The 24,208-nt window shown below is 71.5% G+C and carries 14 protein-coding genes; 10 read left to right on the top strand and 4 right to left on the bottom strand.

Annotation, left to right across the window (positions count from 1 at the left end):
• Positions 1 to 151 precede the first annotated feature (151 nt).
• From IT355_06395 to IT355_06405, 3 genes are all read left to right on the top strand, one after another.
• Positions 152 to 1,807 carry an FAD-binding oxidoreductase gene (locus IT355_06395; GenBank protein MCC7052880.1) on the top strand — a complete coding sequence of 552 codons (1,656 nt, stop codon included), beginning with the start codon at positions 152 to 154 and terminating at the stop codon, positions 1,805 to 1,807.
• Between the two features lie 135 nt (positions 1,808 to 1,942).
• Complete coding sequence (thyX, locus tag IT355_06400; protein MCC7052881.1) at positions 1,943 to 2,698, top strand: FAD-dependent thymidylate synthase; 756 nt, start codon at positions 1,943 to 1,945, stop codon at positions 2,696 to 2,698.
• Between the two features lie 8 nt (positions 2,699 to 2,706).
• Positions 2,707 to 4,383, top strand: a complete 1,677-nt coding sequence (locus IT355_06405; GenBank protein ID MCC7052882.1) for a S8 family serine peptidase — start codon at positions 2,707 to 2,709, stop codon at positions 4,381 to 4,383.
• Between the two features lie 118 nt (positions 4,384 to 4,501).
• Here IT355_06405 and IT355_06410 read toward each other — a convergent pair whose 3' ends face one another.
• On the bottom strand, positions 4,502 to 4,981 hold the full coding sequence (locus IT355_06410) for a hypothetical protein (protein MCC7052883.1): 480 nt from the start codon (positions 4,979 to 4,981) through the stop codon (positions 4,502 to 4,504).
• A gap of 302 nt (positions 4,982 to 5,283) precedes the next feature.
• On the opposite strand from IT355_06410, the gene IT355_06415 reads away from it, so the two are divergent.
• Positions 5,284 to 5,982 (top strand): response regulator transcription factor, encoded by a 699-nt coding sequence (locus IT355_06415; protein MCC7052884.1) that lies wholly within the window; start codon positions 5,284 to 5,286, stop codon positions 5,980 to 5,982.
• Positions 5,983 to 6,067: 85 nt separating this feature from the next.
• On the opposite strand, the gene IT355_06420 is transcribed toward IT355_06415, so the two are convergent.
• Positions 6,068 to 9,319, bottom strand: a complete 3,252-nt coding sequence (locus IT355_06420; GenBank protein ID MCC7052885.1) for a diguanylate cyclase — start codon at positions 9,317 to 9,319, stop codon at positions 6,068 to 6,070.
• 291 nt (positions 9,320 to 9,610) lie between these two features.
• Here IT355_06420 and IT355_06425 point away from each other — a divergent pair, with 291 nt between their 5' ends.
• The 3 genes from IT355_06425 (at position 9,611) to IT355_06435 (ending at position 13,903) form a co-directional block, all read left to right on the top strand.
• Positions 9,611 to 11,464, top strand: coding sequence for a DUF1800 domain-containing protein (locus IT355_06425; GenBank protein ID MCC7052886.1), 1,854 nt, complete (start codon positions 9,611 to 9,613; stop codon positions 11,462 to 11,464).
• A gap of 28 nt (positions 11,465 to 11,492) precedes the next feature.
• Entirely contained in the window at positions 11,493 to 12,785 is a 1,293-nt protein-coding gene (locus tag IT355_06430; GenBank protein ID MCC7052887.1) for a DUF1501 domain-containing protein, read from the top strand.
• A 116-nt stretch (positions 12,786 to 12,901) separates the two neighbouring features.
• Positions 12,902 to 13,903, top strand: a complete 1,002-nt coding sequence (locus tag IT355_06435; protein ID MCC7052888.1) for a polysaccharide deacetylase family protein — start codon at positions 12,902 to 12,904, stop codon at positions 13,901 to 13,903.
• On the opposite strand, the gene IT355_06440 is transcribed toward IT355_06435, so the two are convergent.
• Both IT355_06440 and IT355_06445 read right to left on the bottom strand, forming a co-directional pair.
• Entirely contained in the window at positions 13,900 to 14,148 is a 249-nt protein-coding gene (locus IT355_06440) for a hypothetical protein (protein ID MCC7052889.1), read from the bottom strand. The genes IT355_06435 and IT355_06440 overlap by 4 nt on opposite strands.
• A 40-nt stretch (positions 14,149 to 14,188) precedes the next feature.
• Positions 14,189 to 14,779, bottom strand: coding sequence for a hypothetical protein (locus IT355_06445; GenBank protein MCC7052890.1), 591 nt, complete (start codon positions 14,777 to 14,779; stop codon positions 14,189 to 14,191).
• A gap of 598 nt (positions 14,780 to 15,377) precedes the next feature.
• On the opposite strand from IT355_06445, the gene rho reads away from it, so the two are divergent.
• From rho to IT355_06460, 3 genes are all read left to right on the top strand, one after another.
• The gene (rho, locus tag IT355_06450; protein ID MCC7052891.1) at positions 15,378 to 17,267 is read left to right on the top strand and encodes a transcription termination factor Rho; all 1,890 of its coding nucleotides are present in this window, start codon (positions 15,378 to 15,380) and stop codon (positions 17,265 to 17,267) included.
• Positions 17,264 to 19,573, top strand: a complete 2,310-nt coding sequence (locus IT355_06455; protein MCC7052892.1) for a BamA/TamA family outer membrane protein — start codon at positions 17,264 to 17,266, stop codon at positions 19,571 to 19,573. Before rho ends, IT355_06455 begins: the two co-directional genes overlap by 4 nt.
• Before the next feature lie 71 nt (positions 19,574 to 19,644).
• On the top strand, positions 19,645 to 24,198 hold the full coding sequence (locus tag IT355_06460; protein MCC7052893.1) for a translocation/assembly module TamB domain-containing protein: 4,554 nt from the start codon (positions 19,645 to 19,647) through the stop codon (positions 24,196 to 24,198).
• The last annotated feature ends 10 nt before the right edge of the window (positions 24,199 to 24,208 follow it).

The raw sequence follows: 24,208 nt of genomic DNA on the forward strand, positions 1-24,208 counted from the left end.
GCGGTTCGGCAGGGGGATCACCGGCGCCTGCCAGTTCCCGAAACTCGTGTGAGAGCACAGTCAATATATGGTTGCACGCAGCGCCCGACGCCACGCAAAGACGGTCCGCCCCTCTACACAAGTGTCGGCAGGTGGTGCATCTATCGGCGTGATGACACCACAGGGTTTCCGCGGCACCTTCCGCGACGATGACGACGCACGCGGCGTGTACTCGGAGGCGGCCGGCATCGCACGCATCCTGCCCCGCGCCGTGGCGGTGCCGGCGGACGAAGCCGATGTCGTGACGCTGGCCGCATGGGCCCAGGCCACGCACACCCCGCTGGTCCCGCGCGGTGCGGGGTCGTCGATGGCGGGCGCCGCGATCGGCGACGGCGTGGTGGTGGACACCACCCGGCTGGCAACCATCGGACCCATTGATCCGGAGACGAAGCGCCTCTGGGTGGGCCCGGGCGCGGTGCGCGACGACGTCAACGCCGCGGCGAATGCGGCCGGCCTCTGGTTCCCGGTGGACCCCTCGAGCGGCCCCTGGGCGACGATCGCCGGCATGGTCGCCACCAACGCGGCCGGTCCCCACTCGCTGAAGCACGGCGCCATGCGCCACTGGGTCACGGCCCTCGACTGCGTCTTCGACGACGGCGCACGCGCCACCATCCGCCGCGGCGCCGAGCTCCCGACACAGGCCCGCACCGTGGCCGCGATCCGGCGGTTCTCGACGCAGGCGATGAGCACGATCTTCACCACCGCCATGGCCGAGCCGATCGCGCGCATCCGGCAGGCGGGCGTGCGCAAGCAGTCGTCGGGGTACGCGCTGGTGGACTTCGCGAAGAGCGGCGACCTGGTGGACCTGTTCGTCGGGAGTGAGGGCACGCTGGCGCTGATCGTGGGCATCGAGCTGCAGCTGGCACCGCTGCCCGCGGGCCGCGTGGCCCTCTGCGCCGGCTTCCCGTCGCTCGAGGCGGCAGTGGATGCCGCCGGCCGCGCCACCGCCCTCGGCGCCGCCACCTGCGAACTGCTCGACCGGACCTTCCTCGACGTGGTGCGACAGGGGCACGCGCCGGTCGCGATCGACCCGCACCTGGAGGCGCTGCTGCTGCTGGATGCCGAGGCGCCGTCACAGGCGGAGGCGGAGCAGCTCGCGGCCGCCATCACGGCCGCCTTCACTGCCCTGGGCGCCGAAGGGCTCACGCAGGCGAGCACCCCCGCCGCGATCGAGGCGCTCTGGCACGTGCGCCATGCCGCCAGCCCGATCCTGAGCACGATGACGCATCTCGGTGCCTCGATGCAGTTCATCGAGGACACTGCCGTCCCGCCGCTCGCCCTGCCGGAGTACGTCCGCGGCGTGCGCGGCATCCTCGAGCACCACGGCTTCCCGGGCGTGATCTTCGGCCACGCCGGTGATGCCAACGTGCACGTGAACCCCCTGGTCGACACCTCGAAGCCGGGCTGGCGTGCACGTGTCGAGGCGGCGCTGGACGAGGTCGTGACACTCACCGCCGTGCTTGGCGGTACCCTCGCCGGCGAACATGGCGATGGCCGGCTGCGGACGCCCCTGCTGCCGCGGGTGTGGGCCAACGATGCGATGGTGCTGTTCGACCTCGTGAAGCGGTGCTTCGACCCGCGCGGGATCCTGAATCCCGGGGTGAAGGTCGCCCTCCCGGGCCAGGTGCCGCTGGGCCAGATCAAGTACGACCCGGAGCTCGCCGCGTTGTCGCCACGGGCGACGCGGGCGCTGGAGACGGTGGCGGCGGATCGCGCCTACGGCGCGTTCCGGCTCGACCTGCTGGACCGGCCGCTCACTGCGGGCTGAGTCTCGTGCGGGCCGGCTGCGCCGGTCGCGAGGGGGCTCCGCCAGGCGGGAACGGAGGACACAACGACGGGCGCAGGGTGGGTAGGTTTGGAGGCCTCTGATCACCGACAGCCCCCACACCAGCCTTCGCCGACCGTGCCTGAGTTCTTCACCGCACCCCGCCTGACGCTCCTGTCGCGCCCCCAGTTCCTCGAGCCGGAGCACCTGGGTGTCGCGTGGCTCGGGGAGGCCACCGACGGTGAGCGGCTGGCCGAATTCGCCGGCCGCCTCTGCTACATGAGCCAGCGCAACCCGGCCGGCCGCGAGACGCGCGACTACCTCGAGAACATCAAGAAGCAGGGGCACGGCAGCGTGCTCGAACATGCCACGTACGGCATCCTGCTGGAGGGGGTGAGTCGCTCGCTGACCCACGAACTCGTGCGCCATCGCGCCGGCTTCGCCTACTCGCAGCTGAGCCAGCGGTACGTGGACGAGAGCGAGGCCGCCTTCGTGGTGCCGCCGGCCATGGTGGGCGACGATGCACTGATGGCGGCCTGGCGCACGCAGATCGAGTCGGCGCAGGCCGCGTACGTGCACCTGGTGGACGAGCTCATGCAGCGCTACGGCTGGGTGGCCGACAAGGTGCACCGCCGCAAGATGGCCCGTGAGGCGGCGCGCGGTGTACTCCCGAATTCCACCGAGACGAAGATCGTCGTGACGGCCAACGCGCGGGCGTGGCGCACGATGCTCGAGCTGCGGTCGAGCGAGGCGGCGGAACTCGAGATCCGTCGCATGGCGGTGGCGGCACTGCGCCTGATGCAGGCGGAAGCGCCGGCGTTCTTCAGTGACTTCGAGATCTACACTGCGGAGGATCGCCGCGAGGCGGCCCGCATCGGCTTCCACAAGGTCTGAGAGGCAGCATGCCCACTCGTCGTCGTGCCGCGCTGGGGTACAGCGCGCTCTTCCTCGCCGCCTGCGCGCCACAGCGTCCGGCCACAGCTCCGGCACCCGCGCCGACCCCGCCGGTGGCAGCGGCGCCCGCCCCGGTGCCGGCCCCCGCCACCCCGGCGCCCGCCGCCCCGCCACGCGCCGCACTCCGCGCCGCGCCGGCCGACTGGCACCTGCTCGATCCGGCGACCGACGGCGTGGCCGGCGTGGGTGCCCGGCGCGCGCTGACGGAGTTGCTCGGCAATGCCGCACCGAAGCGCGTGATCACGGTCGCCGTGATCGACGGCGGCGTGGATACGTCGCACACGTCGCTGCGCGATGCGCTGGTGCTCAACAGCCGCGAGACGCCGGCCAATGGCCGTGACGATGACGGCAACGGCTACGCCGACGACGCACGGGGCTGGAACTTCATCGGCGGTGCCACCGGCGACATCGACGACGACCGCCTGGAGGTCACCCGCCTGGTGGCGACCTGCCGCGCCAATGCCGGCCGGAGCCCGGTGCCCACGCCGTGCCCGGAGCTCGAGTCGCAGTATCGCAGCGATCGCGCCGAGGCGGCCGCGCAGTGGGAGCAGCTGCGTCCCGTCCTCACGGAGTACGACTCGCTGCTCACCGTGGTCGCGCAGCAGAACGGGGTCGCCAAGTCGGCCATCACCGACGCCAAGCTCGCGAAGATGATCCCGAAGGACGGCAGCGGCCGCTCGGCGCTCGACCGGCTGCGGATGTACGCCGGCAACGGGCTCACGCCGTCCGTGTCGCGGGCGGTCCGGAAGCAGGTGCAGCAGCGGCTGGAAATCGGTTTCAACCTCGCGTTCGACGGGCGCAAGGTCATCGGCGACACGCCCGCGATGGGCCGCCGCTACGGCAACGCGAACGTGACCGGCCCCGACGCATCACACGGCACCGCCGTGGCGAGCGTGATCGGTGCGGTGCGCGGCGACAGCGGGTTCGTCGGCATCGCCCCCGGCATCCGCCTGCTGCCGGTGCGGGTGGTGCCGAACGGCGACGAGTACGACAAGGATGTCGCGAACGGGATCCGCTACGCGGTGGATGCGGGGGCGCAGATCATCAACATGTCGTTCGGCAAGCCCTACTCGCCGGGCAAGGCGCAGGTGGACAGCGCGGTGGAGTACGCCGTCTCGAAGGGGGTGCTGCTGGTGCACGCGTCGGGCAACGAGAGCACCGACGTGGATGCCACGCCGACCTTCCCGAGCGCGACCTACGCCGCCGGCAGCGCGCGGGCGGCAACCTGGATCGACGTCGGCGCGTCCAGCTGGCGCTCCGGTGAACGGCTGGCGGCGGACTTCAGCAACTACGGCCAGAAGTCGGTGGATCTCTTCGCGCCCGGCGTGTCGATCTTCTCGGCAGCCCCGGGCAACGAGTACGCGCGCGAGGACGGGACGAGCCTGGCCGCACCGGTGGTGAGCGGCGTGGCCGCCCTGCTGATGTCGCAGTTCCCGACGCTGACGGCCGCCGACGTGAAGCGGATCCTGATGGCGACGGTCACGCGGTACCCGGACCAGCAGGTGCTGCGGCCGGGGAGCAGGACGGTGCGGGTGCCGTTCGCGTCGCTGTCGGCCTCGGGCGGGATCATCAACGCGTACGAAGCCGTGAAGATGGCGCAGCGGGAGACGGCGAAGGCCCAGTGACCGACTGGAAACATCCGTTTCCGCCGGCATGAGACCAGCGACGGGGCCGGCAGCACATGCTGTCCGGCCCCGTCGCACCTCCGGTTCCTGCTTCCGGAGCACATCCCTCGCGGACGAGTCAGGCTGCGATCTCGTCCTCCAGCTGTTCGGTGTCCACGTCACCTTCCGCCTCGCGGAGGTTGGCCAGCATGAGATCGCCGTCCACTCCGTCGCAGACGCTCACCTTGAGCGGCACGCGGATCGCGGCGCTGTGTTCCTCCTGGCCGCGAACGCTGAGCAGGTGCGCGATCGCCGTCCGGAGTTGTGGCCCGTTGCTGCCAAGCAGCACCGCCGCATCGTCCCGCAGCACGCCGGTGGCGAGGGAGAGCTCCGCTGCCGTCGCACTCCCGTCCTCCGCGATGGACCACACGGAATCAGCCTGACCCCGGTTCGCAGCTGCCACCGCCCACGCGAGATGCGCGACGGTGGGGTCACCGTAGAGCGTGACGACCTGATGCCGCGAGGAGGCCGGGTCTGCCCCGGCGGCCCAGCGGACCGACTCGGCCACGACACCGGCTGCTGCCGGTGCTGCGGCCAACCTGACGAACACATCGATCATCGACTCCCTCCCCGTGGTGCGCACGGACCCGGTGCGGCGGATTCCGCTGCCGGAGGGGCCGGGCAGGACCCGTCCGGGTCACCGCCGGTGCAGGGCGCACGCCACGCCCTGTTCCCATCCGGAATGACGGCAGCAAGCGTCATACCATCTCAGATACTGGCTCCGACCCGGCCGGGTCACCAGCCCAGCGCCCCGGCCCGACGCTCCCTCCCGCCAACGTGAGGGGACGATCGATCATTAGTGACGTTTCATCACGGTCCGTTCGACTTGCCCGACCCGGGTTGAGCTCTAGTTTGTGAGACATGACTCTGCGAGACGAGAGGGCACGCGCGACGATCCTGGTGGTTGAGGATCGGGCTGAGGTACTGGAGGTAGTCTCGCGCACGCTCACCGAAAGTGGATACGACGTCCTCACGGCCCAGGACGGCGAATCCGGTCTCGCGCTTGCGATCGACCAGGCACCGGATCTCCTGATCCTCGATATCGGCCTGCCGAAGGCGAACGGGCTCGACGTGGCGCGTGAACTCCGCGAGCGGGGCTTCCGCGCCCCCGTCCTGATGCTGACGGCACGCGTGACGATCGGAGACCGCGTGGCCGGCCTCGATGCCGGTGCCGACGACTACCTCGTCAAGCCATTCGACGTGGACGAGCTCGTGGCACGGGTGCGCGCACTGCTGCGACGGTCCACCCTGCGGGACGAGGAACTGCTCCTCCGCGTCGGCACGCTGCAGCTCGACACGGTGTCCCGCGAAGTGAGCCGCGACGGCCTGCCGATCTCGCTCACGCAGAAGGAATACGCGCTGCTCGAGTACCTCATGCGGCATGCCGGCCGCGCGGTGACGCGCGAGCAGATCGCGGAGCACGTGTGGAAGACGGAGTTCGACCCGTCGACGAACATCGTGGACGTGTACATCAACTACCTGCGCAAGAAGATCGACGGCTCCGACGGCCCGCAGCTGCTGCACACGGTGCGCGGCACGGGGTACATGCTGCGCGCCTGATCGCGCGGGCGCGACGCACGCGCATCGACTGCCGCTGCACACACGACCGACCCACACTGCACGCACGGCGCAGCGTGGGTCGTGTTCATTCGCGCATTTTCATCGCGTCCATCGCGCCGCGCGGCAGTTCCGCGCCGGCCCCCGCATCGCCGTCACGCAGGCGCGCGAGCAGTGCCGGCGCCACGCGATTGACGGTGGCGGTGACTTCGCTGAGCAGCCAGTTCGCGGCCCACGCGTCGGCGACCCGTGCGCGCTGCCACCCCTCGGTGAGACGCGCCTCCACGGCAGACGCGTCGCCGATGGCGGCGAGCAGCTCGACCGACAGCGCATCCTGCAGCTCGCGGCCGGGAAACCAGCCATCGCGGCCTGCCACGAGCGACTCGGCCCTGGCGAGGCTCTGCTGTGCACGCGTGCGATCGCCGAGGCGCAGGCGACAGAGCCCGGCGCCCGCGACGGCACCCACCTCCACGTCGTGCTGACCGACGCGCTCGGCGAGGGAGGCGGCGACGTCGTACAGGTCGGCCGCCGCCGTGAGGTCGCCGCGCTCGCGGTCGAGGTGTGCCAGATGGTAGAGCGCGAGAAGCTGCCGCTCGCTGTTCTGGACGGCGGCGAAGAGGGCGAGGGCGTCGCCGAACAGCTCGCGCGCCTGCTCGAGGTCACCGGTGCGGCGTGCCACGACGCCGAGGTCGAGCGCCGCGAGCCCCCACTCATCCGGGGTGCCGGCCGTGCGCCCGAGGTCGATCGCGCGGCGCAGTGACGTGCGGGCCTCGGCCCACATACCCCGTTGCGCCGCCACCACACCGATCCGGTCCCAGCAGCGGGCCTGTCCGCGCGGATCCTGCAGGTGCTCGTAGAGGGCCAGGGCGCGGCGGTAGCTGTGCTCCGCCTCGCCCGCGTCGTCGCCGTCCAGCGCGATCCCGAGCCGCACCAGCGCCTCGGCCAGCAGCGCGTCGTCGCCCAGGTTGCCGGCCAGCGAGACCGCGTCCTTGGCCGCATGGACCGCGGCGGCGCGATCGCCGAGCCGGAGGTGCGTGGCGGCGAGCATGCCGAGCAGTGCCACGCGCTCGTCATCGGCGCCGAGGTCGGCCGCGTCGTGGACCAGCGCCTCGCAAGCCTGCAGCGTCTGGCGGGCGGGTTCACCGAGGAGGGCGCGGAGGCGCTCGCGCATGCGCCGCAGGCGCAGGGTCTGGCGCTGGTCGGCGCGGGCCGAGAACCAGTCGAGGGCCAGGGCACACGTCTCCTCCGCCTCGACGTAGTGGCCGCGCAGTTCCGAGACCTCCGCCATCGCCACGCGCACCGCGGCCACTGCCGCCGGGTCGGGGGCATGGCGCTCCGCGATGCGCAGGAACTCCTCGGCGTCCTCATGTGCGTAGACGCGGCGCGCCCGTTCGCTGGCGGCGAGGGCGAATGCGTGCGCCTGCACCGCGTCGTCGGCGCGATCGAAGTGCATCGCGATCTCGGCCACGGCGTCCGGGTTCCGCTTGCGCAGCGCGTTGGCGACGCGTTCGTGGGCGCGCTGCAGGCGCCGCGCATCCAGCGGCTTGCAGAGCGCCTCGATCAGCAGGGTGTGCACGAAGACGTACCGATCGCTGCCGCGGCCATGGGCGGGCTGGATGACGCTCGCGCGCACGCCGCTCTCGATGGCATCGTGCAAGGCCTCGACCGGCACGCGGGCGGCGTCCTGGACCACGCCGAGGTCGAATTCGCGCCCGACGACGGCTGCGATCGTGAGCACGTCGCGATCGGCCGCGCTGAGCTTGGCGAGACGGCGTCCCATGAGGTCCAGCACGCCATTCGGGAGGCGCAGCTCGGAGACCGGGTGCCAGTGCCAGCGGTCCTTCTCCCACCAGATGTCGCCTTCGTCCACCAGCGTGCGCAGGGTCTGCACCACCAGCAGCGGGTTGCCCTCGGTCTGGCGGTAGAGGTAGGCGAGGAACTCGCGCTCCACCTCCTGTCCGTAGAACGCGGTGTCCACCCAGCGCCGCAACTCGTCGCGGGTGAGCCGTGCGAGGGCCTGCTCATGGATGCGGCCGTTGTGCGCGAGCTTCCGCATCCGCTCGTGGACCTCGGGCGTCATGTCCTCCATGCGGAGCGTCAGGCAGAGCAGCACCGGTTCGGTGCTGAACTGGGTGACGAGGTGCTCGAGGGCATCCCAGCTCGCGGCGTCACCGCACTGCAGGTCATCGAGGACGATGACGAGCGGCCGGCGCGCGGCCGCGTCGGCGATGTAGGCGGCCAGTTCGACCAGGAGTGCGAACTTGCCGCCGGTGGGCAGCGGGGTCGTGGTGCCGACGTTGCGGCCCGGCTGGGCCAGGGCCGGCACGATCCGGGAGAGTTCGGGCCAGCGCACGCCGTCGGTCGTGACGGCACGGTCCTGCGGCGGCGCGGTGGGAATGCGCATGCCGAGCGGCGAGGCACCGCCGTCGGCGAAGAGTGTCGCGAGTGAGGCGGCGCTCGGGGTCCCGCCGGGCGTCGGCATCGAGGTGGTCGGCTCGATGGCGGCGGAGGCCGGCGGCGTGCCGCGCGGCGTGTCCGACTGGAGCTTCTGCCGCTCGAGCGCCTCGACGACCTCGATCCAGGGGGCGTAGGGCGGCTGCACCATGACGGCATCGAGGGCGCGTCCGACGACCATCGACCCGCCGCGGAGGCGGATCTCGGGCTCGAGCTGTCGGAGGAGCGTGGTCTTGCCCACACCCGCCTCACCGAGCACGGCCACCGTGCGCGGGTGGCCGCGCGACGCGTCGTCGAGGAGGCGGACCAGCCCGCGGAGCTCCTCGCTGCGGCCGACGAAGCGGTCGAGCGCGGGCATCATCGCGGCCCCGTGGGCGCCGCCGGCCACGGCCACGCCGTCACGGCCGCGACGCTTCACCTGGTACATGGCGCGATCCGCGGCCGCGAACAGCGCCTCGGGGTCATTGCCGTGTGACGGGAACGAGGCCACGCCGATGCTGACCGAGATGGCGAGCGGCGGCAGCCCCGGTTCGGAGAGACCGCCGTGCCCCCGGATGGCGGCGGCGAGGCGCTCGGCGACATCGCGGGCGCGCGAGATCGGCGCGCCGGGGAGCAGCGCCACGAACTCGTCGCCGCCCCAGCGTGCAGCGAGGTCGCCGCCGCGCAGGGTGCGGTGGAGCAGTTCGCCGACGAGCACCAGCACGGCATCACCCTTCAGGTGGCCGTAGGTGTCGTTCACCATCTTGAACTGGTCCACGTCGATCACGAGGAGTGCGCATTCCCCGCGCGACGCGCGCGCGGCGGCAATCGCCTCGGCGGCGGCCGCCACGAACGCCCCGCGCAGGGGAAGTCCGGTCAGGTCATCGACGGGCTGTTCGTTCGGCAATGGATCACGTGTCGCAGGACGAGTGTCCGCGCGGCGTGGCGCGGGAACATGCTCGAAGGGTGGGATACTACAGGGATCGCGCGGGTGCAAACAGCGGGCGCGGCCTCTGCAGCAGACGCGGCTGCGGGTCCGGGTGTCACAGCGGCGAGCGCGGGTGTGCCGGACCCGAGGCACCGGGGCGCGACACGACCCGCCATGTGCATCCAGTCCGGAACGGCGTTAACGAAGTGCGCGGCGCGACGTCTGCGTTGCACAGTCCGTCCGAGTGAATCCGGAACCAGGAGCCAGTCCGTGCCGAGCCAGTCCGTGCCGAGACATGCCACGCTGCCGTTGCGCCTCACGATCGTTCCAGGCCTCCTGGCGCTCGCCGCGGCGTGCGCAACGGGTGCGGGCGGCACGCCGGCGGGCGCGGCCGCAGCTGCGGCGCAGGGCTTGCCGACACCGGATGCCGTCAGCGTGGCGGCGCGTGAACAGACGGCCGACCAGCAGGTGCTGCATGCACTGAACCGGCTGGCGTTCGGGCCGCGACCGGGTGACGTGCAGCGCGTGCGCGAGGTCGGGGTGGATCGCTGGATCGCGCTGCAGCTCGAGCCGAAGCGGATCAGCGATGCGGCCGGCGAGGCGGCAGCCGGGCGGTACGGCACGCTGGCGATGCCACTGCCGGTGCTGCTGGACAGCTTCCCGCCCAACCCGGTGCTGCGCCGCCTGCTGCGGCAGGCGGCGGCAGGTGCACGACGCGACTCACAGCCCTTCACGCGGGACGACTCGCTGGCATACCAGATGGCACGGCGTCGCGCCCAGGTGGTGGGGCAGCAGCTGGTGTCCGCACGGGTGGCGCGGGCGCTGGCGAGCGAACGCCAGCTCGACGAAGTGCTGACCGATTTCTGGCTGAACCACTTCAGCGTGTACGCCGGGAAGGGTGCGGCGATGCGCCACTATCTCGTGTCGTACGAGCGCGACGCGATCCGCCCGCATGTGCTGGGGAAGTTCCGTACGCTGCTCGGCGCAGTGGCGCACAGCCCCGCGATGCTGTTCTACCTGGACAACTGGGAGAGTGCCGCCGACAGCGGCCGCCCGCGCCTGGTGCCGGTGCGGGCAGCGCGCGCCGCGCAACGTCGCGCCGTGCAGCGCGCGCCGGCCCTGGCGGGCATGCAGGCGGACCGGCGCGACACGCTGGTCGCGCGGCTGCAGCAGCGCCGGCGCGGCCTGAACGAGAACTACGCGCGCGAGCTGATGGAGCTGCACACGATGGGCGTGGATGGCGGCTACACGCAGCAGGACGTGTCGGAGGCCGCGCGGATCCTCACCGGGTGGACCATCGAGCGGCTGAACGAGGCGGCAGCCTTCCGCTTCAATCCCGCGCTGCACGACGCGGGGGCGAAGGTGGTGCTCGGCACGGCATTCCCCGCCGGCGTCGGGGTGGCGGAGGGAGAACGACTGCTGGACCTGCTCGTTCGGCAGCCCGCGACGGCGCGCTTCATCGCCTCGAAGCTGGTGCAGCGGTTCGTGAGCGACACGCCGCCGGCCAGCCTGGTGGCGCGCGCCGCCGCCACGTTCACGCGCACCGACGGCGACCTGCGCGAGGTGGTGCGCACCATCGTCACGAGCGAGGAGTTCTTCGCGGCGGCGGCGTGGCGCGCGAAGGTGAAGTCGCCGTTCGAGGTCGTGGTGAGCGCACTCCGCGCGCTCGACGCCCCGGTGGACACGAGCCCGCGGACGGCGGCGCTGGTGGCGCGGCTGGGCCAGCCGATCTTCCAGCACCAGGCGCCGAATGGCTGGCCCGAGCTGGGCGATGGCTGGATCAACACCGGCGCGATCCTCAACCGCATCAACTTCGGCATGGCGCTCGCCGCCGGCAGCGTGCCCGGCGTGCGGGTGCGGGAGTGGCCCACCTACGCCACGCTCGAGCCGCTGCCGCGCGACCAGCAGGTGGACGGGGTGGTGCGCGCCCTCCTCGGTGGCACGGTGAGCGCGGACATGCGCGCGATCCTGCAGAGCGGCGACCACCCGATGCTGGAGCGTGCGCGTGCGGTGGCAGACACGGCGCTGCCGGCAGCGGTGATGGCACCGCGCCGCACCGATGGGGGTGGCCTGGTGCAGGTCATCGGCCTGGCGCTCGGGTCGCCGGAGTTCCAGCGTCGATGATGACCCGCCCCTCTTTTCAGGAGTCCTGATGCATCGCCGCGTCTTCATGCGCTCCGGCGCCATGGCACTGGTCACGATGGGCCTCAACCCGTCGTTCCTGCGTCGCACGACGTTCGGCATGCCGCTGCCGGGCGCGGCGAAGGGCAAGGTGCTGATCTGCATCTTCCAGCGGGGGGCGGCGGATGCGCTGAACGTGGTGGTGCCGCACGGTGACCCGGCGTACTACCAGTTGCGCCCCAGCATCGCGATCGCGCGCCCCTCGCTGGCCGCGGGCGCTGCCGGCGCACTGGATCTCGACGGCGAGTTCGGCCTGCACCCGTCGCTGCGTGCACTCAAGCCACTCTACGATCGCGGGCTGCTGGCGCCGATCGTGGCCGTGGGCAGCCCGAGCAGCACGCGGTCGCACTTCGATGCGCAGGACTACATGGAGAGCGGCACGCCGGACCGGAAGGGCACCACCGACGGCTGGCTCAACCGCTATCTCGCGGTGTCGGGCACCTGCGAGGCGGCCTCCGGGTGTGGCGCGGTGCCGTTCAAGGCCGTGTCACTCACGCCGCAGATGCCGCGCATCCTCGAGGGACCGAGCCCGGTGGTGGCGATGAACTCGCTGGAGGAGTTCACCGTGCGCGCCACGGGCACACAGGCGGAACGCCTCGAGGCGCTGTACCGCACCGGACGGGCGGACGTGATCCACGCCACCGGGAGCGACACGTTCGAGGCGGTGAAGATGCTGCGGGCCGCCAATCCCCAGCAGTACGCGCCGGCGAACGGCGCGTCGTATCCCGGCACCGAGTTCGGTCGCCGGCTGCGGCAGATCGCACAACTCGTGAAGAGTGACGTGGGTCTCGAGATCGCCTTCGCCGACATCGGGGGGTGGGACACGCACGTGAACCAGGGTGGCGCCACCGGCCAGCTCGCCAATCGCCTGCGCGAGCTCGGGGATGGCGTGGCGGCGCTGGTGGCGGACCTTGGCGACCGGATGGCGGACGTGGTGATCCTGACGATGACCGAGTTCGGGCGCACGGCGCGGGAGAACGGCAACGGGGGCACCGATCATGGGCATGCGGGCTCGATGTTCGCCATCGGCGGGGCGGTGAACGGGCGCGCGGTGCACGGGCGCTGGCCGGGCCTGGCGCCGGAGGTGCTGAACGAGGGGCGTGACCTCGCACTCACCACCGACTTCCGGGCCGTGTTCAGCGAGATCGTCGCCGGCCACCTCGGTGGGGTGCGCTACATGGGGCGGGTCTTTCCGGGATACGACGCCGCGGCGACGCACGGGTTGCAGCTGCTGCGCGGGAGCCCGTCGTCACGCCGCGGCTGACGGAAGCGGCCGGGCCCGGGCTGCGAAGCGCGCGGGCTGGGTGGCGGGAGTAGGTTGCCCCCGGGCCCGCCACGCCGAGGTGACGGTGCCGCCGCTCCAGCCCCCGTTCCGTGATCGTGTCGCGTACCACGTTCGTGCTGTGCAGCAGCCTGCTCATGGCAGCCTGCAACTCCCAGTCCCCAGGTTCCGGCGTGCCGGCCACCGCCACGGCGGGCCACAGCACCGCGGCCACGGCACCGCCCAACGCCGACTGGGGACCCGTGACCCTCGCGAGTGCGGGATCGACCGGCAAGGTGCCGGTCCTGATGGTGCACCTGGTGGTGGACACCGATGCGACCTGGTCGATCACGCGGGCGCGCTTCCGGCACACCCTCGAGACACTTTACGCGCACGGCTACCGCCCGATCACGGTGGCGCAGCTGGTGGACCGGCGCATCGACGTGCCGGCGGGCCGGAAGCCGGTGGTGTTCACCTTCGACGACGCCTCGGCCTCGCAGTTCCGCTACCTCGAGCGCAACGGCGCGCTCGAGGTGGATCCGGAAAGCGCCGTCGGGATCTGGCTGGCCTTTTCGAAGGCGCACCCGGACTGGAAGCCGCGTGCCACGTTCTGCCTGCTGAGCGGGGCGGCGGCCGGCCGCAGCTTCTTCGGAGACAAGGGCATCGAGGGGCAGCAGACGGCGTGGCGATTCCGGAAGCTGCAGTTCCTGCACGCGCAGGGATTCGAGTTGTGCAATCACACGCTCTGGCACGCGAACCTGGCGAAGTACCCCGACGCGTTCGTGCAGGAGCAGATCGCGCGGGGCCAGCTCGCGATCGACTCCGCCGTTCCGGGCTACAAGGTGCGGACGTTCGCGCTGCCGCTTGGCGTGTGGCCGAAGAACCGCGATCTGGCGCGCCGCGGGTCGTGGACGGACCCGAAGACGGGGGTGGTCACGCGCTACGACTACGACGCGATCCTGGAGGTGTCGGGCGGGCCGAGCGTGAGTCCGTTCGACTCCACGTTCGACGCGCACAGCATCAAGCGATTCAACGTGTTCCACGACTCGGTGGACTCGCTGCTCGCGCGGTTCGACCGCACCGGGACCGTGTACACCGTGCCGGGCGCGGCGCCGCGCTAGTCTGGCCGCGCCGCGGCCTTCTCGGCGCGGCGCCGCTCGAGCCACCAGACCACGCCCATCATGCCGAGCGAGCCGAGCATGCCGACGACGGCGGTGCCGAACCCGCCGGCGCCGCCGAACGCACCGTCGAGGGCTCCGTAGGCCAGGGTCCCGGCGATCACGGTGGCGCCGCCCCGCAGGCGTGGCGACCAGTAGGCCTGCGTCTCGCGGGGCGTGGGGGGCGGCGTGGTGTCGGAGCGGGGCACGGTCGGTGACGGAAGGGGAAGGCGAATCGGCGCCGGCAGCTCAGAACTTCCAGCCGCGCAGCGAGCGGAGTGCGGTGTCGAGGGCCTCGCGCTGCGTGGGCTCGGTGGCACGGGCGAGCAGCGCCTCGTACGTGTACACGGCCAGGTCGAGCGCGTCGTAGTCCTTCTCGGCGCCGGCGAGCGCGGCGGCGTTGTCGGCGAGGTTGGCCATCGCCAGTTCGTCGCCGGGGAACCGGTCCACGACCTGCTTCCAGCGCGTCATGCGGTCGCGCGGATCACTCTCGGTGAGTGCCCACATGTGCCAGCCGCCACGATTGGACGGATCGGCGGCGATGGCGCGTTGCGCGAGTTCGCCAGTGGCCTCGCTGCCGCGTCCGGAGAGCCAGTAGGCATTCGCGAGGATCACGAGTGCACGCGCATTTCCGGGCTGGGCAGCGACGATCTTCTCATATATCGGGCCGGCGACCTCAGGGATGGTGCGATACGGCTCGGCCGCCGCGATCAGTGCGTCGGGCATGGCGGACGCGGCGATGTGATCGAGTGCGGCGAAGAGGGCGCCGGTATCGGCGGAGGCCTGATATTCGGCCACGGCGTGCGCCACGGCCTCGCGGGGATCGCTGTGCGTCGTCATGGCCCAAAGCTACGGAACCGGTGCGGAATCGGGGCTCCCCGGCGGATGCCGGCGTGCGGGCTCGTGCGGCGTCGCGGCATGGTGGCGGGGCGGCCGGATGGATGGAACCGGCCGGTGCGGGGTAGGAACGACCAGTGCCGGCCGTTGCGCGGCGGAGCCGATCCTTGGCGGATGGCTTGCGCTCGCGGCGGCGGGTGACGATACTCTCGCTCACGCGTTTGTGCGTTGGAAGCCCTGCGAGTCCACGCGGGTTCCGCCCCGAACACGAGCATCCGAGGTCGGTGTGGCCGATTGCCCGCCCGCCTGAGTGCCTCTCACCAATCGCAGTGTGTGGGTTCCGTCGCGGTCGGTGAGCAGTCCGCGATCGTCGCTCCGACGTGCCGTCGCAGCGTTCCAGTGCAGGATCGAAGTGCCTCGGGTCACGACCCGGCCAGATTTTTCCATCATGGCAGTCCCGCGCCCGCGCACCGATCCCGGTGGCGTGTCGCCGGATGCCGTGATTGTTCCGAAGGGGTGTCGCGCGAGTCGCGTGCATCCTGGCGCGCCGGTGATTTCCCACCGTGACGTGCCCCAGTAAACCACGCAGCACATGGATGACATGACCGAGCGTCGCCGCCCCGCCCCGGGGCGCGGTCCGCGTTCCCCGCGCAAGTCCGCGCAGGGCGACGAGCCGAACCCGTACAAAGACAGTGGTGACGCGCCCGCCGCGGTGAAGTCCGCGGTGAAGTCCGCGCCGGCTTCCAGAACCGCGGAGGGCGCCGCCCCCGAGAAGAAGCCCCGGGCGTCGAGAGCAAAGAAGCCGCCGGCCGCCGACGCGACGGTCGAGACGCCGCCCCCGCCGGTGGTTGCTGCACCGGTGGCAGCAGACCCCGCCCCTCGCGCCGATGCACGCGAGCCGAGAGCCCCCCGTGAGCGCACACCGCGCGAGCGGCCCCCCCGCGAGCCGCGCACGCCGGCTGCCGACGCCCAGACCGAGCCGCGCACCGAGCCGCGTGCCGAGCCGGTGGTGCAGGACAGCGCGCCATCTTCGGACACCGCAGTCGATCGAGTGGCCGAGCGCGGACCGGAGCGGAACGCGGACCGTCCGGTCGACCGCAACGAGCGACGGGGGCGGTTCCAGCGCCGGCGCGGGCGCGGTCGCAACCGCTTCCGTGAGGGCGCCGAAGGTGGTGACGCGCCGGCCGCGCACAACGCGCCGCGTCACGAGCGTGGGCCGCGACCGGATCGCAACAACGGCAACAACAGCAACAACAACAACACCGATCGGCAGCAGCCCCGGAACGAGCGCCATGAGCGCGGACCGCGGCCGGAGCGGCAGGACCGCCAGGATCGTGGCGTCGAGCAGCCGGGATCGAGCATCGTCACCGCCGAGGCGACGATCACGGGGTGGTACGACCCCGCGCGTGGCGACGGCGGATTCATCCGCCGCGGTTCCGCGAGCTACCTGCCCACGCCGGGCGACCCGTTCATCCCCGGTTGGCTGGCGCGCCAGTTCCAGCTCCGGCGTGCGGACCTGATCACCGCCGCCTGGGGCCACGACCAGCGTCGTCGCCCGACGGTGTGCGAGATCACGTCGATCAACGAGATGGCGCCGGACCCGAACGTGCGCCGCAAGGATTTCAAGAGCCTCACCGCCTCGTACCCGAACAAGCGTCTGACGCTCGAGACGGGGCGGCCGGCGAAGGTGGGGCCGGAGATCACGCGTCGCGCCATCGACCTCATCGCGCCGATCGGCTATGGCCAGCGCGCGCTCATCGTGGCGCCGGCACGGGCCGGCAAGACGACGCTGCTGCAGGCGATCACCGAGGGAGTGCACCTGAACCACCCCGACGCGATCCTGATGCTGCTGCTGGTGGACGAGCGCCCCGAGGAAGTGAGCGAGGCGATCTCATGGGAAGTCGGTGAGGTCATCGCCTCGAGCTTCGACCAGCCGGCACAGCGCCATGTGGACGTGACCGAGATCGTGACCGAGCGGGCGCATCGCCTGGTGGAGATGGGCAAGGATGTGGTGATCGTGCTGGACTCGATCACCCGCATGGGTCGCGCCTTCAACACCGCCAACCGGGGCACCGGCCGCACGATGTCCGGCGGCCTTGACGCGAACGCGATGGCGAAGCCCAAGGCCTTCTTCGGCTCGGCGCGCAACGTGGCACCGGAGGACGGCGGTGGCAGCCTCACGATCATCGCCACCGCGCTGGTCGAGACCGGCTCGCGCATGGACGACGTGATCTTCGAGGAGTTCAAGGGCACGGGCAACTGCGAGATCAAGCTCGATCGCGGCCTCGCCGAACGGCGCATCTTCCCGGCCATCGACATCCCGGCCAGCGGAACACGGCGCGAGGAAAAGCTCTATAAGCCGGAGCAGGTGCAGTCGATCTACATGCTGCGCCGCGGACTGCAGCAGATGCCGCCGATGGGGGCGATGGAATGGCTGATCAAGCGCATCGCGGCAACACCGAACAACGACGCGCTACTGGCCGGACTTTGACGCTGCTGGGAAGACTCTCGTACAACGCCCGTCGCGCCTCGGCTGCGACGGGCTTTGTGCTGCTCGGGATCGGCGCTGCGGCGAATGCCGGGGTCGCTGGCGCGCAGGCGCTCACGCGCGTGGTGGACCGACCGGTGGTCCACTCGGTGAAGGTGGATGGCAACACGCACATCAGCACCACCGACCTGAAGGCGGCGATCGTGACGCGCGCCACCCATTCGCGCACCATCGTGGGAGTGCCGATCCCGCTGCTGAAGAAGGTCGAGCGGCTGGACCGGGCCGAGCTGGACCGCGACCTGCTGCGCCTGCGCGTGCTCTACTGGAAGCGCGGGTGGCGCGCGGCGCAGGTGGTGCCCGAGCTGGTGAAGCGCGACAAGGGCGGCGTCGACCTGCGCCTGAAGGTGACCGAGGGCCCGCCGACCCTGATCGGCGAGCTGCGCCTCGGCCCACTCGACTCCCTGCTCGACCGCCACGACCTGCGCCCGCTGGTGACCGTGAAGGTGGGCGAGCCGCTCGACCTGATCGAGCTCGACTCGATTGCCGTGCACATCACCGCACACCTGGATGCCGAGGGCTACGGCGACGTGATGGTGACGCCGGTGGCGATGGTGGATGCGGACAACCCGCGTGCGGTGGTGTCGCTGGAGGTGAAGAAGCTCTACATCACGCGGGTGGAGGCCGTGCGGGTGGAAGGGACCGAGCACTACGATCCGCGGGTGGTGGCGAACACCATGCGCGTGAAGCAGGGCGACGTCTTCTCCCGCTCGGGGGTGATCGAGAGCCAGCGTGCGCTGTACGAGGCCGGGTTCTTCAAGCGGGCGGTGGTGCGCGTGGAGGCGGGCAGCGCCGACTCGCTGAAGCGGCTGGTCGCGGTGGTGGAGGAGCTGCAGCCGAAGTCGTTCCGCGTGACCGGCGGCGTGAGCACGGTGGACTTCCTGCAGCTCGACGCCCGCTACACTGACGCGAACTTCCGCAGCAACGCCGGCCGCCTGAGCCTGCAGGGCACCCTCGGCAACCTGCTCGCGTCCCAGTTCAACGGCCAGTGGCCGTTCAAGAACGTGCTGCCGAAGGGCATCCTGCTGAGCAACTCGCCGAAGTACCTGCAGCCGACCTTCCAGCTCAACGCGGACGTCCGCCGCCGCTGGCTCAGCGACAGCCGCAACCAGACCGGCCTGAGCGCCTTCGCCTATCGCCGCTCGTCGCCGGGCGTGTTCGTGGACCAGGGAGGCGGGGTGGGCGCGAGCTTCACGCGCAACGTGACCCGCACGATCCCGCTCAGCCTCCAGTACCGCCTGGAGTTCACGAACGTGAGCGCCGCCGACACCTACTTCTGCGTGAACTTCGGCGTCTGCGACGAGACCTCGCTGCGCGTGCTCGAGCGCACGCAGCGGCTGTCGCCGCTGGCGATCACCGCCAGCACCGACCGGCGCGACGACCCGATCGGCCCGACGCGTGGCTTCACCTGGCGCGCGGAGCTGGAGTACGCCGATGGCTGGACCGGCTCCCAGTTCGGCTACGGCCGCATCGAGGTGGAGGGATCGAAGTACTTCCACGCCAGCGAGAAGCTCACGGTGGCGGTGCACGCGCGCGCGGGGATCGTGCGCAGCACCGACGGCGCGGGCGCCGTGATCCTGCCGCGGAAGCGCTTCTATGCCGGTGGCGCACGGTCGGTGCGCGGCTACGGCGAGAACCAGCTCGGCCCGCGCGTGCTGGTGATCGCACGCACGCGGTTCCAGCCCGACTCCGCCACCTTCGCACGGTACTTCGCCGTGGGCGACACGCTGTCCGGGCGCCGCCTGCCCTGCGACCCGGCACTCTCGCTGCCGGAGTGCCCGACCGAGCCGGCCGGCCGCGCGCCACTCGACACCACGCGGCGGCTGTCGGACTTCGACGATGGCGACTTCCTCCCGAAGCCGCTCGGCGCCGAGACGATGATCGAGGGGTCGATCGAGGCGCGGTACCGGTTCTGGGGGCCGCTGACGGTCGCCGCCTTCATCGATGCCGGTGCCGTGGGCGCGAAGTTCGGCGGCACGCCGGCGGTGTTCACGCCCGGCGTCGGGGTGCGCTTCACCAGCCCCGTCGGCCCGATCCGCGTGGACCTGGGCTACAATCCGCGCGGCCGCGAGAACCTGACGGTGATCACGGAACTCGCGGCGCGTGACGCGAGCTGGCTGCCGCCCCGCACGGCGACCGCGGGACTGTACCAGCTCGCCACCACCCGCTCGTTCAATCCCGCCAACGGCACCGGGTTGAGTGGCGTGTTCGACCGTCTCACGCTGCACCTCTCGATCGGGGAGGCGTTCTGACGCGGCGCAGGAAGGTCGCGGCGGCACTCGCGGTCACCGCCGGCAGCGGGCTGCTGCTGGCGGTGGCGGCGGTGGCGTACCTGCCGCGCACCGCGTGGGGGCGCGAGAAGATCCGCGCCTACGTGCAGGAGGCGCTCAACCACCAGTTCGCGGGCCGGGTCTCGATCGGCCCCATCGAGGGATCGGTCTTCGGTGGCGCGACGATCCGCAACGTGGTGATCACCGACTCGGCGGGGGCGCCGTTCATCACCGCACCGATGATCCGGGCGAAGTATCGCATCGCCGACCTGTGGAACCGTCGCGTGATCCTCGACGACGTGGTGGCCGAGCGGCCGGTGATCGTGCTCGACCGGCTCCCCGGGCGCCGCTGGAACTGGGACGCGATCCTCTTTCCCGACACCACCAGTCGCCCGCGTGGCCCGCAACGCCAGTTCGGGGACTGGGTCGAGCTGCGCAACGTGAAGCTGCTCGACGCCACGCTCACCGCGCGCAGCCCGTACGCCGTGGAGTCGTGGCGCGACGCGAAGGGGCGCGACTCGGTGCTGCAGCTCGCCCTCGAGGGCACGCTGCGCCCGGTGGTGCGCGCGGTGCCCGGCGGCTACCAGCGCGTCACGGTCCTGGAGCACGTCACGCTCGACGCGCCGTACGCGCGCATCAAGTATCCAGGCACGACGTCGCAACTGTACCGCATCGCCAGCGGCTCCGGCACGATCAAGCCATTCCACCCGCCCGTCCTCGACCTGCGCGACATCGCCGGCACGGTGGAGGTGGACAAGGACTCGCTCTGGTTCAGCCACGTGTCGGCGCAGCTCCCCAGCTCGCGCGCGTTCCTGAGCGGGCAGTACGACATGGTCAGCGGCAACGCGCACATCGAGGCGCGGTCGCCGGCGCTGCTGACCGACGACTGGCGCTGGCTGGTGCCGCTGCTGCCCACTGGGGCCACCGGGGCGATCGGTGACGTGCGGTACGTGCTGGACGGCTTCACCAGTGACGTGCGGATGACCGGCCTCTCGCTGGCCCTGGAGCAGGCGCGCCTGGCCGGCACGCTGGACTTCGGCTTCGACAAGGACGACACGCACTTCAACGACGTGGCCGTGCGCCTGTCCGACCTCGACACGCGCCTGGTGCGCAGGCTGCTCCCCGACGTGCAGATCCCGCGGGAGGGGGTGCTCAGCGGCACGCTGGTGGCGAAGGGACCGCTGACGCAGGCGACGATCGACGCGAACCTGCGCTTCGCGGACCGGCAGGCGGGGCTGCTGGCGGTGCGGGCGCGCGGCGGCGCCGGCGTGGATCGCGGGGCGGTGGTGACGCGGAACCTGCGGCTGGACGTCGCGCCGCTGCCGGTCACGCTCGCGAGCGAGGCACTGGCACCGCTCGGCGGCCGCATCGGTGGGCTGGTGACGGTGAACGGCCGCACCGACGCGTGGATGGACACGCGCCTGGCGCTCGTGCATCGCGTGGACGGGCAGCAGTCGCACATCGACGGCACCGCGCGGGTGAACATCGCCGGCATCGAGCCGCGGGTGGACGCGCGCCTGCGCTTCGAGCCGTTGTCGTTGCCGGCGATGGGCCGCTTCGCCCCCGCGCTGGACCTGCGCGGCAATGCGACGGGGACGCTCACGCTGCGCGGCGCCCTGTCGGACATGGGCATCGACGGTGACTTCCGCGTGGACAGTGCCGGCGGCCTGCGCGTGGCCGGACGGTTCGGCGTGCCGGAGCGCGGTGCCACGCATGCCAACGTCACGCTCACCGCCGACTCGCTCGACCTGCGCCGGCTGGTGCCGACCGCGATCGCCACCCGGCTGGTGGGTTACGCGCAGGTGGATGCGCGCGGCACGACCGTGGCGGACATCGAGGGGCGCGTGATCCTGGACCTGCGCGCGTCGGAGATCGACCGCGTGCGCGTGGACACCGTGACGATGGTGGCGTCGGCGCACGACGGGCTGCTGACGCTGGACACGCTGTTGCTGCGCGTGGGTGGCGCGGTGGGCAGCGGTTCGGGCACGTTCGGCCTGCGCGAGGGACGCACGGGGACCCTCGCGGCGATGATCCACGTGGACTCGCTGCAGCGGCTGCGCCCGTACTTCCCGACCGACACGTCCCTCATCACGCAGACGCCGGCCGCGATCATGCGGTCGTTGCGCCGCCAGCGCGCCGACTCCATCGCGCTGGCGCGACGCACCGAGGTGGAGCGGGCCGCCCGCGGCCTCGCACCACTCGCGCTGAAGGTGCAGACGCCGCTCCCGCTGCGGGCCGACTCGCTGGCGGGTGAGGCGACGCTGACGCTGACCCTGGACGGCTGGCTGCGCGACATCAGCGGCGACGGCGTGCTGGACGGCAGGCGCCTGTTCCTCGCCGGCCAGAGCGTCGAGGCCCTGTCGATGCGGCCCGCCTGGACGCACCTCCTCACCGACAGCTCCTCGGCACGGTTCCTGGCCGACGCGCGCGGGATCACGGCATCGGGCTACAACGTCGACTCGCTGGACGTGGCCGCGGCGTACCGGTGGCGGCAGAACACGCTCGCCACCGGCACCGGCGACCTGTCGATCGGCCTTCACCTGCTGGATTCGACCGCCGTCGCACTCAAGGGTGGGCTGGTGATCGACTCGGCGCGGTACCTGGCGCGGGTGGACAGCACCACGCTGGTGCTGCCGTCGTCGCAGTGGGCAAACCCGTACCCGTGGCGCGCGAGCTGGTCACAGGGTCGTTTCGTGCTCGATTCGCTGGCGCTGCAGACCGACGGCGACGCGCGCCTGCAGGTGGATGCGGTCATCGACACCGCCGGCGCCACGAACATGACAGTGGCGATCCGGAACACGCAGCTCTGGGACCTGGCCGACCTGGCGCAGACCGTGTCGCCGGTGGACGGTCGCGTGTCCGCCGACCTGTACGTGGACGGCACGGCGAAGGCGCCGAAGATCTCGTTCCTCGGCGCGGTGCGTGACGTGGTCTACGACAGCCTGCCGCTCCCGGAGTTCCGGGCGCGGATGAACTACGAGGATCGCAAGGCGGTGGCATACGCCGAGGTGCGGCGTCCCGGCCAGCAGCCGAATGCGCGCGCCGACGCCACCGTGCCGGTGGACCTCGCGCTGAGCGGTGCGCCGAAGCGGCTGCTCGACAGCCCGATGATCGCCGACATCCGGCTCGACTCGCTGCCGCTGGACATCCTGCCGGCGCTGAGCGCGTCGGTGACCGGGGTCAAGGGAGAGACGGTCGGCCGGGTGAAGATCACGGGCACCCTGCCCGACCGGCTGACCTTCGACGGCAGCATGCAGCTCCGGAAGGGAGAGGCCTACATCGTCGCCGCACAGCTGCCGGTGCGCGGCATCGCCGGCGACCTGCACTTCCGCGGTGACTCGATCGTGGTGGACTCCGTTCGTGCACTGAGCGGCGACGGCACGATCAAGGTGAGTGGCGGGGTCGGGCTCTCGCCGCTGACGAACCCGGCGTTCGACCTCAAGCTGGTGGCGCGCAACGCGCGCGTGCTGGACGGGGACCTCGGCCGCATCCGCGGCTACGCCGACCTCACGCTCACCGGGCCGTACAAGGGGGCGTCGCTGGAGGGCAGCCTGCGCGTGCGCGAGGGCGTCTACCGCCTGGCCGAGGAGCGCCGCGTGACCGAGGTCCTGAACGCGAACGATCCCGCCGTGCTTGGCGCGGTGGACAGCACACAGGCCGTGGAGCGGGGGCTGGTGGTGCCCCCGTCGGACTTCGTGCGCGGGCTCACCACGTCGGTGGTGGCGCGCATCGACCGCGACGTGTGGGTGCGCAACAGCGTGGCCAACGTGGAGATCTTCACCGACGGTGAGCTGCAGGTGGCGCTCAACCCCGTCACCGGCAGCGTCACGCTGGACGGGGTGGTGGCGTCGGAACGCGGCCAGTACGAGTTCCTGACCAAGCGCTTCAACATCGTGCGCGGCTCGGCGACGTTCCTCGGCACCTCCGACCTGAACCCGCTGCTGCAGGCCGTCGCCGAGTACCAGGTGCGGCAGGCGTCGCAGCAGGCGCTGGCGATCCGGCTGAACATCGGCGGCACGGTGCTGCGGCCGCGCCTCTCGCTGGAAAGCGATGCACAACCACCGCTGGCCCAGACGGACCTGATCAGCTACCTCGCGTTCGGCAGCAGCAGCGGGTCGCTGCTCACGCAGTTCGGCTCGGGCACGGGTGGCACCAGCAGCGGCGGTGGGCTGATCGGAGCGGGCGCCGCGCAGGCCAACCGGTTCCTGACCTCGGTGGGCATCGGCATGGCGCTCAACAGCGCCGAGGGCAACCTCGCGCGCTATCTCGGCGCCGACGTGCTGAACATCACGTCCACCGGCTCGTCGGTGGAGTTCCAGTCGGTGCTGAAAGGCTACAAGGCGGTGCTGCTGTCCACGGAGCTCGAGTACGGCCGCTATTTCGGCACCCGCAGCTACGCGGTGCTGACGCTGAGCCCGGGCAACTTCTCATCCGAGGGATCCATCTCGCCGCTTGGTGTGCGCTGGGAGTACCGCCTGCCGCAGGGGTACCGCATCGAGACCACCTTCGGCCCGCGGTTCCTGCTGCAGAGCCAGTCGCTCGATCCGCAGCGGGCGAACGGCCTGCAGAATTTCGGCCTGTTCATCTCGCGCGAGTGGAAGTGGTAGGGCTGGCCGC

The sequence above is a fragment of the Gemmatimonadaceae bacterium genome, assembly GCA_020851035.1.
GTDB lineage: Bacteria > Gemmatimonadota > Gemmatimonadetes > Gemmatimonadales > Gemmatimonadaceae > JACMLX01.

Coding starts and splice junctions, on each gene's coding strand:
- IT355_06395 (MCC7052880.1), top strand. CDS start 152: ATGACACCACAGGGTTTCCGCGGCACCTTCCGCGACGATGACGACGCA.
- rho (MCC7052891.1), top strand. CDS start 15,378: ATGACCGAGCGTCGCCGCCCCGCCCCGGGGCGCGGTCCGCGTTCCCCG.
- IT355_06445 (MCC7052890.1), bottom strand. CDS start 14,779: ATGACGACGCACAGCGATCCCCGCGAGGCCGTGGCGCACGCCGTGGCC.
- IT355_06405 (MCC7052882.1), top strand. CDS start 2,707: ATGCCCACTCGTCGTCGTGCCGCGCTGGGGTACAGCGCGCTCTTCCTC.
- IT355_06430 (MCC7052887.1), top strand. CDS start 11,493: ATGCATCGCCGCGTCTTCATGCGCTCCGGCGCCATGGCACTGGTCACG.
- IT355_06415 (MCC7052884.1), top strand. CDS start 5,284: ATGACTCTGCGAGACGAGAGGGCACGCGCGACGATCCTGGTGGTTGAG.
- IT355_06410 (MCC7052883.1), bottom strand. CDS start 4,981: ATGATCGATGTGTTCGTCAGGTTGGCCGCAGCACCGGCAGCAGCCGGT.